Source organism: Paenibacillus sp. FSL P4-0127 (assembly GCF_038007325.1).
Lineage (GTDB): Bacteria > Bacillota > Bacilli > Paenibacillales > Paenibacillaceae > Fontibacillus > Fontibacillus macerans.
On the sequence record NZ_JBBOWY010000001.1, the window covers coordinates 4,528,000 to 4,545,493 of the forward strand.

Genomic DNA, 17,494 nt, shown 5'->3' on the forward strand with positions numbered 1-17,494 from the left:
TCGTAGAATTCTATTATAGCAGAGAAAGACGGGTAGGGGTTACGAACGAATTTGCAAATTCCATAACGGACGGATATCGGCGCTTTCGTCCCAGGTTCGCCCGGACAGGACCGCTTCCAGGAGAGGAGCGATATAGCTTTCGTAGCGGGGATAAGCGGCGGCGGCGCGGAGATCTTGGATCAGCGGGGGCAAAACGGAACGCAGTTCCTGTTGCCGGCCGGCGTAAAACGCGGTGAAAACGGCCGTTTTCTCCAGCGGCCTGCGATTGAGCTGTCCGGCGTTTTCGGCGATGAGGCGGGCCAGAGCGACGGTCCCTTTGGCCACCAGAGGGGAAATCAAAAAGCTGGGCAGCGTCCGGTACTCGAAGCCGCCGTAATCTTTGCGGCGGACGTCGCCGAGAAACCCGTAGCGCGGACGGCGGCGATGGCTGCGGCCATCCTCCAGCACCGCAAGCGGCAGCGCCAAATAGTTGTCAAAGGTCCGCAGCAGCTCGCTCGTCAGCGGAACGCCGCTGAAGTGGAGATGTCCGCCGAGCGGAAACCCTCGCTGCGGCATGGCTCCGGCCTGCCAGACAAGCTCCCGGTCATCGATCGCCTCGCCCGCCGCGCGAAAAGCGCGCATCAGGTGAACGATGGTTTCGCGCGGATCATGTCCCGGCTGCGGACGCAGCTCGGCGAGCGGAAACATGCGGCGCCCGCGGTAACGCAGCACGTCGCACCCGGCAGCGCCATGGCGGCTGAGGTAGCGCGAGGCCGGGATCACTTTGCCGGTGGCCGGATTCACCAGCAAAAATTCCGGGTCCATCCCGATCAGCGGTTCCTGCGCGGCTTCGCCGGCTTGCTCCAATTCTTCCATCGCTTCGCGGATCGCCCGGGCGAACAGGCCGGCTTGCCGCAGGTCCGGCACCTCCGGCGCCAGGGAGAGGGCTTCCACCGTAAAGCGGCCTTCTTCTCCGGCCGCGATCACGACCTCTCCCATATCCAGCCCCAGCGCGTATAAAGCCCGGACCGCCGTGGACTCCAGCCGTTTCCACAGCACGGAGCCCGGGGCCGGCCCGTTGGCGGGGAATTGCAGCGCATGCCCGCTCCGTCCCAGCGGCCGGGCCTCCAGGGCGCGCAGGTGAAACACGCTTACCGCGTACCGCCGGATAAACCGGCGCGGCGGCAGCTCCATGCCGGAGCCTGAAGATAGCGGCAGCAGCGCATCCGATACGCTGATCCCGGCTGCCCGCAAACGGCGGCTCGCGTCCTCCGGCGGCCGCTGCGGCGTTACAACGCAGGAACGGTTAAGGACGATCTCCTGTACCCCGCCGCCCCAGTAGGCCTCCTCCGGTCCGTAATGAATCCAGGCGCCGCGGCGCTCTGCGCGGCTTTTTCGTTTGCCGCGAAGCCTTTCCGTACGTTCCGTCCCGAAAGGGCGAATCACTCGATAACGGCCGCCGCTTCGCTCCAAAGCCTGCGTCAGACGCGTTTTGGATTCTTCCGAAGCGACGCGGATTTTAAGCACAGTATATTTTTCCCTGTTCACGGTCCGCATCTCCCGTCTCATTCGGCTTTTCGAAAAAATTTCCACAAAAAGAGGGCGGCCGCCCTCTTCGACGACGCCCCTGCTGCATATGCTACATTGTAGCCCGAACACCTGGCGCTCAACATCCGAATGTATAAGGCTTGAATTACAGTTCGTCGTCGAGGAGATCGGGATCCAGATCTTCGTAGTCTCCCAGCTCGGAGCCGAAATCATAATCCTTGTCTTCAATGCCCCCCGGCACGACAAGGACGTTCAGCTTCGTTTCGGCGATCAGTTCCACCGCGAACTCGCGCTCCACGCGGATCAGAACGCGGCCGTCTCCCGTCACGTTGGCCTCGACGGTGCTCGGTTCCTGCGTGGCTTCCGCGGAAACTTCGACCGTCGAGGCGCGGTGTCTCGCATCGAGGTAGTTCAGCGGCACATTCTCGACGTAAGATACGGTTTCCTTGGCGACCTCGGTCTGTGAATTTTTATCGTAGGAATACCAGATGTTGATATCGTAAGTACCAATAACTTCAATTCCGTCTCCCGCCGCGACCGCCTCGTACTGGTGATTGATGATCCAGGCCCCCAGAATGCTGGACGGTTTGTGCGGTGGAGTCACGGTATGTGTTACGGTAGAGAACTTACGACCTTTGCCGCAGATCGCTTTCGTAATGACCTCTCTACTTTGATATTTCAATGACATGTTAGTACCTCCTCCATACATCATTCACTTAAGTGTATGCAGGACATAGGCGAATGTTGAATATGCAGAGATAAATAAAAAATATTATGGTTGCTTTTATTAGGCAGTATATGTAATTGCCGCTAGTTTTAAGGACGAAAAACGCCCGGAAAATCAGCGGCCCAACAGCGTTTTTTTCCGCCCGGCCGCTTTCAAGGGGAGCGGCGCCTTGCTTTTTTTCGAAACTTCGAGATATAAAGATAGCTCGCGGCACAGCTGCAATATCGCCGAACGGATTTCAAATTCCTCGCGGCTCGACGGCAGCTCCATCGTTTTGAACTGCTGCTCCAGCTCGGCCAGCATCCGCTCGGTAATACCGGTATATTCCTCTTGACTTACGTCAATGCTCAGGCGGTCGAACAGCAGAGCGGCAATCTCTCCTTGCGGCATCCGCTGGTACACTTGCGAGATTAGCTCCAGCATGCCTTCGATCCGGTCCAGCTGCTGTTTGCGCATATAAAAATACACCGTCCAGGCCTCGTTCGGAAAAATCATCTGATTTTCCACGGCGCGCCTGGCGGCGGACAAGCCTTCATCCACAAGCTTAGCCGCTTCCGTCAGCTCTTTGCCGTCCCATAGATGATACGGGTCGCGCAGCGAGGCGGCGATTTGCCGAAAAATGACGGAAAACCGTCCGTCCACCTGCCGCCGGATTTCCATGAGCTTCTCCTCCGGTTTCGGCATGTACAGGAAATTGACCAGCAGCGCCGAGCCGAGGCCGATGATCAACAGCTCCACCTGAGTCAGCATGACGTGCCAGGAAACCTCCTCCCCGCCAAACACCCGGAACACGACGACCGAGCTGGTCACGATGCCTTCTTTAAAGCGGGCTTTGGCAATCAGCGGGAAAGCGATCAAAATATAAATCGCCAGCACCCAAATATGGAATCCCAGCACGTAAAACAGGATAAAGGCCAGAATCAGTCCCAAAATCGAGGCGAAAAAACGCGCCGAGATCGTCACAAGACTGCGCTTGCGGGTCACATCCACCCCGAGAATGGCCAGCAGGCCCGCGGACAACGCCCCGTCCACCCCGGTAAATTCCGCGATCAAAATCGCGAGCAGCGTAGCAATAGCCGTTTTAACAATGCGCATGAAGACCACCCTTATGTATGGATTTGCCGCCTATTGTCGATTGTATGAAAATATCCTACTTGATTTCACGCCCGCTTACAATCCCGCCAAAACGAAAAAGGAGCGTTACCGCTCCCGAACCAGTTTCCGCTCGATATAAACGACCAGTTGATACATCGCCGTGGCGACAACCGCAATAATGACCAGGCTGGAGATGACCAAGGTAAAGTTGAACACCTGAAACCCGTAGACGATCAAATAGCCGAGCCCGATTTTGGCGACGAGGAATTCGCCGACGATGACGCCGACCCAGGCCATGCCGACATTCACCTTCAACGTCGAGACGATGGTCGGAAACGACGCCGGCAAGATCGCCTTCATAAACACGTCGCGCCGACTTCCTCCGAATGTGCGAATGACCTTGACAAGGTTGGCGTCGACTTCATTGAAGCTGTTGAACACGACCAGCGTCGTCACGATCACGGTGATCGACAGCGTCGTCACGACGATGGCGGTGAAGCCGGCTCCGAACATGACGATAAAAATCGGCCCTAAGGCCACCTTCGGCATGCTGTTGAAGACGACCATGTACGGATCAAGCACCTTGGACAGAAAAGGCGACCACCAGATCAGCACGGCGAGCAGCGTCCCGAGCAGCGTGCCCAGCAAAAACCCGACCGCCGTCTCGCCGACCGTCATCGCCAGATGCGGCCACAGCGCGCCGCTCGCCGCATCTTTGAATATTTGCCTTGCCACCTTGGACGGATAGCTGAAGATCAGCACATCAATCCACTTCATCCGGCCGGCAAGCTCCCACCATCCGATCAACAGCAGCAACAGAAAGATTTGGACCGCCAGCACCATCCGCTTCATCTTCCGCTTTTGCTTCCGGTGCTGGTTCCATTTTTCTCTAAGCCAACGTTCCCGATCCGGCAAACGCGTTACATCCGCCTGCATCAATGGCCCCTCCTCCTTCATCCGATGTCTCGAGATCCCGCCAAATCTCCTGAAACAATTCGTTGAATCCCGCTTCCTCCCGGGCATAAAAAGGCAGGGCCCTGCGGATGTTGTCCGGAACGGTATACATGCTCCGGATTCTGCCGGGCTTTGGGGCCAGCACGATAACCCGGTCGCTGACGGCGATCGCCTCGGACAAATCATGCGTCACGAGCACGCCCGTTTTTTTCCGCTGCTTCAGCGTGCCGGCGACAAGATCCTCCAACTGCAGCTTCGTCTGGTAATCGAGCGCCGAAAACGGCTCGTCGAGCAGCAGCACCTCCGGATCGGTGGCCAGCGTCCGCACCAGCGCCACCCGCTGGCGCATGCCCCCCGACAATTGGCCGGGGTACAGGCCGGCCGTATCGCCAAGCCCCATCTCGGCCAGCAGGTTCCTTACCGTTTGCGTCGTTTCCCGGGTCAAGCGTCCGGTGAGCTCAAGGCCGATCACGGCGTTGCCGAGGATGGTCCGCCACGGGAACAAATAATCCTGCTGCAGCATGTAGCCTACTTTCGAGGTCGGTTTGGTTACCGGCTTGCCGTGCAGCAGCACTTCCCCCCGGGAAGGAGCCAGCAGCCCGGCCATCACGGAAAGCAGCGTGGTCTTTCCGCATCCGCTGGGACCGACCAGGCTGATGAATTCACCGGATTCCACGGTCAAATTCATCCCTTTCAGGGCTAGCACGGCTTCCCGATCCGTCACGTAAACCTGATCCAGATCCTTCAGTTCCAAAACAGGCAACAAAGCGCTCACGCTCCTTTTCCGTGTAAGAGGTTGTTCAAAAAGTCATCTTTTGATCACGAAGCGGGTCAGGAAGTGTTCTCGACGTCGAATCTTGAATTCAGCCGGGCCAAGCATATGCTTTCGATGTATGTTTCCTACGGAAACATTTCAGGTGCTCACGTACCCAAAACGTACGCTCCGCTCCTGACGTCCCTAGCTTCATCCAACCTTCTCGGTGCTGAAAAGCCGACTTTTTGAACTCGCACTTTAAGGTTGTTCGAAAAGTCAGCTTTTGAAGATATAAGAAGGAGTTAACTACTAAGTGTAACTCGGCATCGAATTGAACACGCATTATAAATGCCGGTTTTACCGGCCGGCAGCTGCGGAGGCGGATTGTACCGCTTTTTCGGCAAACCGGTTGTCGGCCAGCTTCTTAAGCTCTACCCGCTCGTTTAATTCCCCGGCGCTTTCCATCACATCAAGCAGGTTGTTCCAGGCATCCTCGGCCAAGGCCGGCGTTTCGGCGTAAGTTCCCTGCTCCAAATAACGCTTGACGGAGCTGGCCAGAATATCCCGATCCGTGTCCTTGAAGAAAGGCGCGATCGTTTCGGCCGTTTCCTCCGGCGTGTGCTCCTGAACCCAGCGCTGGGCCTTATGAACCGCATTGGTGAATTTCTGCACCACTTCCGGATGATCTTGGATATAGCTTTGTTTGGTCATAAAGACCGTATAGGGCAATTTGCCGCTTTCCGTACCGAAGGAGGCGACGACATGGCCTTTTCCTTCCCGCTCGATGATGGAGGCTTGCGGCTCGAACAGCTGGACGAACTGGCCGGTGCCCGAGGCGAATGCGGCGGTGATGTTGGCGAAATCGATGTTTTGAATCAGCTCCAAATCCTGATGCGGATCGATTCCCCGCTTGCGCAGGGTGAACTCGCCGGCCATTTGCGGCATGCCGCCTTTCCGCTGGCCGAGAAAAACGCTCCCTTTCAATTTCTCCCAATCGAATTCGCCGACATCCTCTCTGGACACAAGGAAAGTTCCGTCCGTTTGCGTCAGTTGGGCAAAATTGATCACCGGATCGTCCGAACCCTGCTGATAGACGTAAATCGATGTTTCCGCCCCGACCAGCGCCACGTCCACAGCCCCGGACAACAGCGCGGTCATCGTTTTATCACCGCCCGACGTCGTTTGCAGCTCCACATCGAGGCCCTCTTCCTTGAAGAAGCCTTTTTCAAAGGCAACGTATTGGGGGGCATAAAAAACGGAACGGGTCACTTCCCCGACCTTTACCTTCTGAGTTTGGCCGCCATTGCCGCAGCCCGCAAAAACCGCGCCCAGCAGCACCGCGGCGGCCAGCCATAACACCGTACGGCGCTTTATCATCCACGTTCACACTCCTTCCAACTTGCCGGATACTTAATAGTATGCTATTGCCCAGCAAAAGGTTAAGGAGTGAAGTGCCCTGGGGCTTGATTGGAAAAAACGAATGGATTGACGGAAACCGGCCGCCATTTCGAATTCCCATTGGAAATATTCAATAGATTCCGCCGACCATTCTATTGGATAATTCCAATCAGCAAAAAACCCCCAATCCCAATTGGATTGGAGGTTTCGCCACTACGGATTGGAGGCTTGTGCGGCCAGGCAACGGCCGTTTACAGCCCGTAGATGCTTTTGAATTTTTGTTCCAGGTAATCGGCCAAGTAGTCCGGATTCAGATCTTCTCCGGTCACCGCCTTGATAATTTCCGCCGGCTTGCGGCTTTTCCCGTATTTGTAGATTTTGTCGGTCAGCCATTCCTTGATCGGCTGGAAGTTGCCGGCCTCCACTAAGGCGTCGAGCTCCGGCATTTCCTTGCGCAGCGTGCCTGCGATTTGGGCGGCGTACATGTTGCCGAGCGCATAGGAAGGGAAGTAGCCGAACAGCCCGCCCGACCAATGCACGTCCTGCAATACGCCAACCCCGTCGTCCGGCGGCGTCAAGCCGAGATAAGTCTGATACTTCTCGTTCCACACTTTAGGCAGTTCGCTGACCGGCAGCCCTTCGTTAAAGAGCATCTTCTCGATCTCATAGCGAATGATGATGTGCAGATTATAGGTCAGTTCATCCGCTTCGATCCGGATCAGCGAATTTTCCGCGCGGTTCACCGCCAGGTAAAACATCTCCGCGGTCACGTCTTTAAGCTGCTCGGGGAAATGCTGCTGCAACTCGCCGAAGTACCGGTTCCAGAACTCCCGGCTGCGGCCGATGACGTTCTCCCAGAACCGCGACTGCGATTCGTGAATGCCCATCGACGTTCCCTGCCCCAGCGGCGTTTCGGCGAGCTCATCGGCTACGTTTTGTTCATACAACGCGTGCCCGCCTTCGTGCAGCGAGCTGAAAATCGCGCTGGCCACGTCATTCTGTTTGTAATTCGTCGTAATCCGCACATCGCCGTGATTGATCGTCGTTTCGAACGGATGCACGGTTTCGTCGACCCGCCCGGCCTCGAAATCGTAGCCGATTTGCTCCAGCAGGAACAAGCTGAACTTCTCCTGCGGCCCTACGTCGTACCGCTGCTTCAGGAACGACGCCTCCGGCTTGTTCGCCGCGTTCGTCACCGCCGCGACAAGCGGCACGAGCCGGTCGCGCAGCTGTCCGAACACTTGATCCAGCTTCTCCACGGTCAAATCGGGTTCATACATATGTAAAAGCGTATCGTAACGGGTCGCTTTGGGTCCCCAATAATCGATGAATTCCTGGGTTTTCTCCACGATTTGCGTCAAATAAGGTTCAAAACCCGGAAAATCGGCGTTTTCCTTGAAATCCTCCCATAGCGTTTCGGCGTGCGCCGTCAGTTCGGTGTACGCTTGGAACTTTTCCGGCGGAATTTTAACGCTGCGCTCATACTCCTCCTGCACGTCAAGCACCATTCTCCGCTGGATATCGTCCAGTTCGTCCATAACCGCAGGCTGGCTTAAATAGGCGAGATACTCTCCCATTTCCGGCGAAGTTTCCATTTTGAACGCCTCCGTCGACAACAGCCCGATCGATTTCGCGCGGGTTTCCGCCCCTTTTCTCGGCGCGCCGGTGCGTAAATCCCAGTTCATCAGCGCGACCGCCTCATGATAGCTCTGAATTTTTTGCAGAAGTCCGCGAAAAAGTCCCCACTTTTCCGCCGTTTCCTGTTTCATCGCCATTCCCACCTTTACTCTAAAATAACTGCTACTCTTGATGATACTTTTAACAAACCGTATAATCAAATTTTAAGGCGGGTTGTATAATTTATTTTTGAGATAATTGACTTCCAGACAAAAAGGAGGCGCTATGGCGCGATGAAAGTAACTCTTAATACGGCGGCGGAAAAGCTCATCCGGACGTCCCTCGCCGATAAGCCGGGCATGCTGCGCATCGTGTATGATACGGAAAACTGCGGCTGCGGCATGAGCGGGGTTCCCGGTCTGCAGCTCGTCTCCAAGCCGGGCGATTACGATATCCCCTTGGAAAACGACGCCTATCCGTTCTGGATCGACCGGATGCAGGCCGTTTTTTTTGAAGAAGAGCTGACCTTAAGCGGCGAAGAAACGACCGGAACCTTTCGGCTTGACGGCAGGTCGCAATTTTACAAATCGAATATTCGCCTGGTAGACCGGCGGTAATCCCAAATTTTATCCTAGGAGGCAAAACCAATGACCCAACTTGATACTATCCTGGAGTTTAACCGTAAATTCGTCGCCGATAAAGAATACGAGAAATACATGACGGACAAATTCCCCGAGAAAAAAATGGCCATTGTCACCTGTATGGATACGCGGCTCGTGGAGCTGCTCCCGAAAGCGATGAACCTGCGCAACGGCGATGTCAAGCTGATCAAAAACGCGGGGGCGCTCATTTCCCATCCCTTCGGCAGCGTCATGCGCAGCTTGCTGGTTGCGATTTACGAGCTGCGCGCGCAAGAAGTATACATCGTGGGCCATACCGGATGCGGCATGGCTGCGCTAAATTCCGATCAAATGATCGGTTCGATGCGCGAACGCGGCATTTCCGAAGACGTGCTGAACACGCTGGAACATTCCGGCATCAAACTCAACGAGTGGCTGCGCGGTGTTGACAATGAGAAGCAAGGGGTCATTCAAACCGTGAACCTGGTCAAAAATCATCCGCTTCTCCCTGCCGGCGTTCCCGTTCACGGGATGCTGATCGACTCCACGACGGGAGAACTGGAAGTCGTCGTCAACGGTTACGAAGAGTAGTAGTATGCATTTAAGGATCGCATCGAAGTGTATGAAGCGGAAAGGGTGTTAACATAAATGAATTATCAGTTTGACGAACGCACGCAACGCAAAGGAACATGTTCCGAAAAATGGGATCTCGGCAAAAAGCTGTTTGGCGATCCCGACGTGCTTCCCCTGTGGGTGGCCGATATGGATTTCAAATGCCCGCCGGCGGTGATCAGCGCGGTCACCGAACGGGCCAAGCTCGGAATCTATGGCTATACGACCAGACCTCAGGAATATCTGGATGCGATTATCGGCTGGTTTGGCAGACGGCACGGATGGCAGCTGAACGCTTCCTGGATCGCCAATACTCCCGGGGTCGTTCCTGCGCTAAGCGTCGCCGTTCAGTCGCTGACGGAACCTGGGGATGCCGTTATTTTGCAGTCCCCGGTTTATAACCCCTTTTACGATGTGATCGTGAAGAACGGGCGCAAGGTGGCCGAAAATCCGCTGGTTTTGCAAGACGGCGCCTACCGGATGGATTACGGCCATCTGGAAAGCTTGATGCAGCAAGGCGCCAAGCTGATGCTGCTCTGCAACCCGCACAATCCCGGCGGGCGAGTCTGGACGAAAGCGGAATTGGAACGGTTGGGAGAGCTTTGCAGCCGGTACGGGGTGAAGGTCGTATCGGATGAAATCCATTGCGATCTCGTGTTCCCCGGCAACCGCCATTATCCGTTCGCCTCGTTGTCCCAGCAGCATGCGGACATGACCATCACCTGCCTGGCGCCGTCCAAGACGTTTAACATTCCCGGACTGGCCAGTTCGTTCACCGTCATTTCCAGCCCGCAGCTGCGGCAGAAATTCACTGACCGGATCGATGCCCTGGCCATCGGTTCGGTGAATTACTTCGGCCCTCCGGCCACGATCGCGGCCTATAATGAAAGCGAAGATTGGCTGGAAGCGGTGCTGGAATACATCGGGGCCAACCGGGATTTTGCGGTCGGTTTTTTGGCCGAGCGTCTGCCGATGCTGATCCCGGTCCGCTCGGAGGGAACCTACCTGCTCTGGATCGACTGCCGCGCTTTGGGACTTGACGGAGCTGCGTTGAAACGGTTGATGTACAAGGACGCCAAAGTTGCATTTACCGAAGGCTCCATATACGGGAGGAACGGCGAAGGTTTCCTGCGCGTCAACCTCGCCTGCTCGCGCGAGCTGCTGGCCGAAGCGCTGGAACGTTTCGCCTCGGCCGTGGCGGCGGCAACGAAATAAACGTCAACGGAAGAACCTGGCCCAGCCGCCAGGTTCTTTGTGTAATCCGCAGGTATTGCCTTGCGAAGGAGGACCGTTTTTATGCCGACGCATCTCCATACGCTTTTTCAACCCAAACAGGCCAACGGAAGAGATCCGGCTTACCGATACCGCGAGCTGCCCCCCTCCCCGATGCTGGCTCCGTTCGTCTCCTGTTATTGGCAGAGCGAACCTGCTGGCGAAGGAGACTCCGTGCGGGAACATCAAATCCAAGATCCGCGGCTGAACTTAAACCGGTCTCTTCGGCACAAGAACAAGCCGATTGACCGGGTAATCCCGGACGGCTGCAGCGATATTTTATTTTCGCATGATCTTAAGCGGGGTCGCTACAGCGTGCTGTTTTGCGGATTATCGGACGAGCCGTTTGCGATTCGTTACGACCGGGACTATCCCCTGTGCAACTTCGGCATCCGTTTTTTTCCCGGAGCAGCCTACGCGCTGCTCGGTTTGCCGCTCGGGGAACTTACCAACACACTCGTTGCGCTTGATCTCATTTGGCCGGGAATGACGGACGAGACGGCATCCCGAATATTTGCGGAGACTTCGTTTCGCGGCAGGGTTCACATTGCCGAACAATTCCTGCTGTCCGCTATGTGGATGGATGGGGCTGGAGGTGAAAACCAGTTTCGAAATCTGCTGCACCGCATTTTGGTTTCCGGAGGAAAAATGAGCGTCCGCGAGTTGGCTAAACAAGAGGTGATCAGCGCGCGCCAAATGAACCGGATATTCCTGAACCGGATCGGGACGAGCCCTAAAAAGTTCAGTGAAATCGTGCGCTTTCAGGCGGTAATCCAATCCATCCGGAATCCCCCCGAAATGGACGGAGCCTCCCTTGCTCTCAAGCACGGTTATTTTGATCAAGCGCATATGATCCGTGAGTTTAAGCGATATTACGGTTGTTCTCCGATGACGGCGGTGCGGGAATTCGGGGGCGTGTCCGATTTTTACAATACGCTCCCCCATGCGGCCGACTAAAATAAAGCAGAGCAAACCCATCCATTTGGCACAAGGAGGTTCCATTGATATGAAACCGCGTATTACAGTCATTACGATCGGCGTGGACGACCTGGAGAAGTCGGTAAAATTTTACCGCGACGGTCTGGGATTCCCGACCGAAGGCATTGTCGGACAAGAATTTGAGCATGGCGCCGTGGCGTTTTTCGATTTGGAGCCGGGGATCCGGCTCGCCCTGTTCAGCCGCAAAAATTTGGCCCATGACGCGCAAATTCCCCAAACCGCGGCCAGTCCTTCCGAATTTACGCTGGGCCACAACGTAAGCAGCAAAGAAGAGGTGGACCGGGTCATGAAGGAAGCCGAACAGGCCGGCGCCACCATCACCCTGGCGGCGCACGACACGTTTTGGGGCGGGTATTCGGGTTATTTCCAAGACCCCGACGGCCATCTGTGGGAAGTTGTCTGGAATCCGGCTTGGGAGAATTAAGGAAACGGGAAGACACCTAATCAACTTTTTCATATCAGCATCGGCTTTGTTCATATCACCGGCGCTAACGGACCGAGATGGCTTATCCCCGTCACATTAGCCCAAAGGACTTATTTGGAAGCCCGATAACGACAGGTGAGCTCGTTAGAGCGGGAAATACCCGGGAAATGGACGAATACGGTCATTCAGGTCCGTTGCTGGGATTACACCAAGCCGGGTTTGGTTAAGGGCTGCGGGGCGAGTTTATCATCTTTCATGGAAAGAAGGATGGCCCGACCGGATCAACTGCAAAAGTGCATTCTATTTCCCCTAAATTACGATTTTAGAGCGATTGAAATGCAAATGTGCATCTCATTTTGGGCTATATGATAAAAAAGTAACTTTTTACCGGAAATGAACTGCACTTTTGCATTTGAACCACCGGTTTAGAGGAGTTCCGACAAAAACCGCCTGCACTTTTGCATTTCGTGGTGGGAGGGTCCCTCTCTTCCTTATATCGCAACGTAGCGGGAGTGGCATATAGTTCCTTTTATGCGAAAGGCTTCAACTCGCTCAAGTTCCCGAATAGCGGTCTCAAGCCCCGCATTCCATCGCTGTTAACCTCATGCTCGACCTGGGCGAGTTCCCTAAAAATTAGCCAAACTCCCTTTTTACCGTTCCTTCAGCAGTCTCTGCAAATACGCCGCCCCCTTACACCCCGGTCCACACATCCTTGGCGTACCGTCCTTCCGCGTTCAAGCCCTCCAGCCACTCCTTCGCTTCTCGCGCTCCGGTTCCCTGAACCTTTTGATAGGACTGGAGCAGGCGCGCTTCCACATCCGGCGCCATGCGGCTGCCGTCCCCGCAAATATACAGATGTCCGCCGCTTGCCAGCAAGGTTATCACTTCTTCGGCATTTTGCTCGATCAGGTCCTGAACATACGTTTTGGGGACGCCGTCCTTCCGGGAAAACGCCGTATACAGCGAAACGATTCCGTCCCGCACATAGCCTTCCAGCTCATCCCGGTAAATAAAGTCGGCCTCGTTCCGGCAGCCGAAAAACAACATGGCGCGTCCAAGCTGTTCCCCCTCCCGCTTCAGCGCCGAGCGCGCCTGAAGGAAACCGCGGAACGGCGCCAGCCCGGTTCCCGGCCCGACCATAACGACCGGCGTCCCGGGATCGTCCGGCAGCCGGAACCCGGATGCCGGCGTACGGACGAACATGACGACGCGGTCCCCCGGGTTGGCTTCCGCCAAATAATTGGACGCCACTCCGCGGTATTCGCCCTGCCCGCTCCAGGCCGGCCCGCGAACGACGCCCACGGTGATGCTGGCCGTTTCCGGAGATATTTTGGGCGAACTGGAGATCGAGTAATATCTCGGCTTAAGCGGGGGCAGCAATTCCATAAAGCGTTCGAACGGAATTTCGCACGCTGCGTATTTTTCCAGCAAATCGAGCATGGTGATATGGCGTTTGACGATCTGCGCCGTGTAATTTTCCCCTTCCAGCAGCTGCTCGAGTTCGCGTTTATGGGGCGGACATGCCGTGTAAGACGCCAGTTCGCGAATTTGCGCCCGGGTCGCCGGCTCCTGAAGCTCCACGCCATGCGCCAGCAGATCGCGCAGGTTCACCGGCCGATCCAAAGGAAGATGGGCCGCGCTGAAGCCGCTGGCCGTCATGATCACTTGATCCGCCCCGCTTAAACCGAACCGCTTTAAGAGCCGTTCGATTTGAACGCCGCTGTTTTCCGGCAGTACGCCCAGATGATCGCCTTCGCTGTAGCCGAGTCCTTCCGGCAGGGACAGCTCGATATGCCGGGTGCTCCGTTCGCTGCCTTCGGCCTGCAATTCCCGGTTAAGCGCTACCGCGGCGGAAACCGCATCGTAGGACTGCACCAGCGGCGATTCTGTCAATTCGTTTACGAATCGGATGCTTAACGTGCTGCGCTCCCTTTCGGCGTTCGGATTCAAAGCGATCCCGAAAAAGTCCATCGCCTCGCCCCACATCCGCGACTCCCACGTTTCGCGCTGCTGCTCGAAATCGCCGCTGGCGTCGGCTTCGCCGCGTACCGAGAAACGTTTGGCTCCCTTGAGCTCCATTTGCTCGTCGATAAATTTCGGCACATGCTGGTATGTGCTTGCCCAGTTGCGGTCGCCGCAGCCGAACACCGTATAATTGACGCCGGCCAGGCTGCCCGGCTCCACTTCCTCCAGCCATTCCACAAATTGTTTGGCATTCGCCGGAGGTCTGCCGTTATACGAGGAGGTGACGATAATGACCGCCCCTTCTTTGGGCAGATTCCCGACCCGCTCGTTTAAAGGCTGGGCTTCGCTGCGGACTCCATGCAGGCGCGCCAGGTCGGCCAGCTCCCGGGCGATTCCTTCCGCCGTTCCCATTTCCGAACCGTAGAGAACGAGCAGCGGACGGTCGTTAATCCCGACCAGCGCCGCCGGCCGGGGCGTTTCCGCTTCCAGCATCTGAAGCGGTCCTTTGCCGGCTTCCTGGACGGGAAGCACTTTCCCGGCGAGGTTTTCTTTTTTCGAGCGGGGCGCCACCCGGATCGTAAAACCTTCGGGCTTTAGCGTCAACGTCTGTTTGACTTTGAGCTGATAATTCGTATGATCGATGAGCTCGAACCGCTGCAGAATCATCCCGAGAACGAGCGCCGCTTCGTGAAGGGCAAACTGCCGGCCGATACAGGCCCGCTGTCCGTTCCCGAACGGTTTATAAGCATCGTGGGGTATTTTTTTCGGATCTTCGAACCGCTCCGGCCGGAATTGTTCGGCGTCCTCCCCCCAAGCCTCCTTGTCCCGATGCAGCTTCGGCAGGATAACCGCGACCGTCTCGCCCTTCTTGACCGCGTATTTGCCGCCGATGACGGTATCCTCCTTGGCGAACAAACCGAATTGCGGGGCGGTCGGCCACAGCCGCAGCGATTCGTCCAAAATCATGCGGATATAGTTCAGCTTCCGCACCTGCTCGTAGCTGGGAACGGGGTCCGTTAAAACTTGATCCACCTCTTCATAGGCTTTTTTCAGCACATCCGGATTTTTCAGCAAAAAATAGATGGTAAACGACAGCAAGCCGCTTGTCGTCTCATGCCCGGCGATGAGGAAGGTGATAATCTGAAAACGGATATTTTCGTCATCCAGCAGCTCCCCGGTTTCCGGCTCGGCCGCACTGAGCATCCGGGCGAGCAAATCGGTGCCCCCCTGCTCCCCGCTCGCCTTGCGTTCGGCGATGATGCGGTCGACCAGGGAAAACATCGATTGAATGTCGCGTTCGTATTGGCGTTTTTTCTTCACCATCAATTTGTTCTGAATCGGCAGCCGGCTCGAATAATGCATCGCTTCGTCGAGCGCGTTCACCATGCTGACGATAAACGGATTTGGCGTTTCCCGGTAGTAGCTGTTGAACCGGTAATCGAATCCGCATAAACCGATCGTATCCAGCGTAAGCCGGGTCATGTCCTCCGGCACATTGATGCTGTCGTCGGGGTTCAGCCGGGCCCATTTTTGCACGAGCTGCAGGGCGATGTCGACCATGCGCGCGTGGTAACCTTTCATCGCCGGCTGGCTAAAGGAAGGGATAAGAATATGATGCGCTTTGGCCCAATTCGGCTCCTTCGTCAGGCTGGTAAATAAACCGTCGCCGGCAAAATCGCGTACTTTCAGCAAATGGCCGATGCTTTTGTCAAAACGCGACTCGTCGCAAACCTCAGCTGCAAGCTTATGTCCGGATACGGCGATAAATGAGCGGTTGGCCACCTCGAACCGGTAAATCGGTCCGAACTCGTCGGCCAGTTTGGCAAAAGATAGAGTAGGCAAATCTTTATCGATCAAAGGCAGGTTGCCGAGCGCCCCGTAGGTTTTGGGCTGGGGGATCGGTTCTAGTTGCTGATCCATCGGGAACGAACACTCCTTTTTGCTTTGGGATTGCCGCAAACTATTCTTTTTGGACAACCTCTTTTAGGTTGATAAATTTCCCATTTTATTATTCAGCAAGAATTGTCCAATAGCGAATAGCGGTTGAACAAAGAGGCGCATTTCCGTCATTTTCCCCATGCCTTAGCGGCTTCCTCCACAATCGCCCTGACGCCCGGATCGATTTGCGCCAGCGGCACCCTTGAAACGCTGATCCGCAAAAACTTCTCCCTCGCCAGATAGTCCGCCAAATAAAACGCTTTGCCGGGTGACACCCGGATATTTCTGGCCGCCAGCCGCTCCGTCAAACGTTCCAAATTGACCTCCCGGGGCAAGCGCAGCTGCGCGAATATGCCCGAGTTGACGTCCGGAACCTCGGCCTGCCCGGCTTCGGCATGCCGCCGCACCGCTTCCAACAACGTTCGAATCCGTTCGGAATACCGGTCGAATAAGGTTTGCTTGTGGCGTTCGTACATGCCGTTTTTGATGTACACCTCCAGTGCGGCCTGGGACAACAGAGAGGTGTCGCCATAATTTTTATAAGCTCGAAACTGTTCCAAAAGCTCGCCCGGCAGCGCGGCAACGCCCAATCGCAGCCCGGGAAAAACGACCTTGGAAAAGCTTTTCAAATAAATGATGCGCGAGGCGCTGTCATACGCATGGATCGGGGAATATCCCCGCTCATCGCCCAGGTCGGCCATATAGTCATCCTCAACGACGTATACGTCGTATTTTTCGGCCAATTTGGCGATCGCCTTTCTTTGTTCCGTGCTTAACGTCGTCCCCAGCGGGTTGTGATTGCGGGACATGGTGTAGAAAAATTTGATCCCCCCGCTCTTGAACCGCTCCTCCAGTTCGCTTAAATCGACCCCTGCCGCAGTACGTGCGATACCCTGCACGGGGATTTTTTCCGCCGCGAGAAAGCGCAGATAAATATCGTAGCTCGGCTGCTCGACCAGGATGGCCGACTTTCCGTGCGGAAAAGGCATTTTCGCCAAAATTTCCAGCGCCTGCTGCACGCCGGAGGTGACCGCGATATGCTCCATTTTGGCGAACACCTGATTGCTTGCCAGATGGGAAACCAGCGTTTGCCGCAGCTTCTCCATCCCCAGCGGATCTCCGTAGGTGAAGAGCTGGGCCTTGTACGTATCGATCGCTTTGTTGAGGCAGTGCTGGAAATCGAGATAGGGAAACAGGCCGATATCCGGCGACGCCGACGTAAAATCGATGGTATCGCTTTCTGCGCTTGTCCGCGCTGCGGCGGAATGCCCGACCACATAAAACCCGCTTTGCGCCACGGAGTAGATCGCATGCCGCTTTTCCAGCTCCGCGTAGGCCTTGATGATCGTGCTGGCGCTGCATTCGTATTCTTGAGCGGCCTTGCGCACCGGCGGAAGCTTTTGTCCCGGGCGATATCGGCCTGCAGCTATTTTCCGTTCGATGTCGGACAGGATGGCCATGTACTTTTTCACGTTTCTGCTCCCCTTTCCCGTTAATACTGCCGGACTGGCCGCAATGCAGCTGATCTGTATCGGTACAGTTTTGAAAAATTGCGATTTTTCTTATCGATGATTCATTATACCATTGCTTAC

At 55.9% G+C, this 17,494-nt stretch carries 14 protein-coding genes; 5 read left to right on the forward strand and 9 right to left on the reverse strand.

Going from position 1 to position 17,494, the window contains the following annotated elements:
- Window positions 1-39: 39 nt before the first annotated feature.
- The 7 genes from NYE74_RS20475 to NYE74_RS20505 all read right to left on the reverse strand — a co-directional run bounded on the left by NYE74_RS20475 (window position 40) and on the right by NYE74_RS20505 (window position 8,224).
- Window positions 40-1,527, reverse strand: a complete 1,488-nt coding sequence (locus NYE74_RS20475) for a putative amidoligase domain-containing protein (protein ID WP_174719597.1) — start codon at window positions 1,525-1,527, stop codon at window positions 40-42.
- Between the two features lie 145 nt (window positions 1,528-1,672).
- Window positions 1,673-2,215 carry an outer spore coat protein CotE gene (gene cotE / locus NYE74_RS20480; protein ID WP_036623149.1) on the reverse strand — a complete coding sequence of 181 codons (543 nt, stop codon included), beginning with the start codon at window positions 2,213-2,215 and terminating at the stop codon, window positions 1,673-1,675.
- 153 nt (window positions 2,216-2,368) lie between these two features.
- Complete coding sequence (locus NYE74_RS20485) at window positions 2,369-3,349, reverse strand: aromatic acid exporter family protein (RefSeq protein WP_213510342.1); 981 nt, start codon at window positions 3,347-3,349, stop codon at window positions 2,369-2,371.
- A gap of 105 nt (window positions 3,350-3,454) precedes the next feature.
- A complete protein-coding gene (locus NYE74_RS20490) occupies window positions 3,455-4,201 on the reverse strand; it encodes an ABC transporter permease (RefSeq protein ID WP_373872250.1) in 747 nt (248 codons plus the stop codon).
- A gap of 37 nt (window positions 4,202-4,238) precedes the next feature.
- The gene (locus tag NYE74_RS20495) at window positions 4,239-5,069 is read right to left on the reverse strand and encodes an ABC transporter ATP-binding protein (RefSeq protein WP_213510341.1); all 831 of its coding nucleotides are present in this window, start codon (window positions 5,067-5,069) and stop codon (window positions 4,239-4,241) included.
- A gap of 345 nt (window positions 5,070-5,414) precedes the next feature.
- Window positions 5,415-6,434 (reverse strand): ABC transporter substrate-binding protein, encoded by a 1,020-nt coding sequence (locus NYE74_RS20500; RefSeq protein ID WP_213510340.1) that lies wholly within the window; start codon window positions 6,432-6,434, stop codon window positions 5,415-5,417.
- Window positions 6,435-6,706: 272 nt separating this feature from the next.
- The gene (locus NYE74_RS20505; protein WP_326045359.1) at window positions 6,707-8,224 is read right to left on the reverse strand and encodes a carboxypeptidase M32; all 1,518 of its coding nucleotides are present in this window, start codon (window positions 8,222-8,224) and stop codon (window positions 6,707-6,709) included.
- Window positions 8,225-8,365: 141 nt separating this feature from the next.
- On the opposite strand from NYE74_RS20505, the gene NYE74_RS20510 reads away from it, so the two are divergent.
- From NYE74_RS20510 to NYE74_RS20530, 5 genes are all read left to right on the forward strand, one after another.
- Window positions 8,366-8,689, forward strand: a complete 324-nt coding sequence (locus NYE74_RS20510; RefSeq protein ID WP_213510338.1) for an iron-sulfur cluster biosynthesis family protein — start codon at window positions 8,366-8,368, stop codon at window positions 8,687-8,689.
- A 30-nt stretch (window positions 8,690-8,719) separates the two neighbouring features.
- Window positions 8,720-9,283: a beta-class carbonic anhydrase gene (locus NYE74_RS20515; protein ID WP_036623160.1), complete on the forward strand. Its 564-nt coding sequence runs from the start codon at window positions 8,720-8,722 to the stop codon at window positions 9,281-9,283.
- A 57-nt stretch (window positions 9,284-9,340) separates the two neighbouring features.
- A complete protein-coding gene (locus tag NYE74_RS20520; protein WP_341005158.1) occupies window positions 9,341-10,519 on the forward strand; it encodes a MalY/PatB family protein in 1,179 nt (392 codons plus the stop codon).
- A gap of 81 nt (window positions 10,520-10,600) precedes the next feature.
- Window positions 10,601-11,533, forward strand: coding sequence for an AraC family transcriptional regulator (locus NYE74_RS20525; RefSeq protein ID WP_036623164.1), 933 nt, complete (start codon window positions 10,601-10,603; stop codon window positions 11,531-11,533).
- A 49-nt stretch (window positions 11,534-11,582) separates the two neighbouring features.
- The gene (locus tag NYE74_RS20530) at window positions 11,583-11,999 is read left to right on the forward strand and encodes a VOC family protein (protein WP_036623166.1); all 417 of its coding nucleotides are present in this window, start codon (window positions 11,583-11,585) and stop codon (window positions 11,997-11,999) included.
- Between the two features lie 690 nt (window positions 12,000-12,689).
- Here the strand turns inward: NYE74_RS20530 and NYE74_RS20535 are convergent.
- Both NYE74_RS20535 and NYE74_RS20540 read right to left on the reverse strand, forming a co-directional pair.
- Complete coding sequence (locus NYE74_RS20535; protein WP_036623168.1) at window positions 12,690-15,884, reverse strand: bifunctional cytochrome P450/NADPH--P450 reductase; 3,195 nt, start codon at window positions 15,882-15,884, stop codon at window positions 12,690-12,692.
- Window positions 15,885-16,030: 146 nt separating this feature from the next.
- Entirely contained in the window at window positions 16,031-17,374 is a 1,344-nt protein-coding gene (locus NYE74_RS20540) for an aminotransferase-like domain-containing protein (protein WP_341005159.1), read from the reverse strand.
- Window positions 17,375-17,494 lie beyond the last annotated feature (120 nt).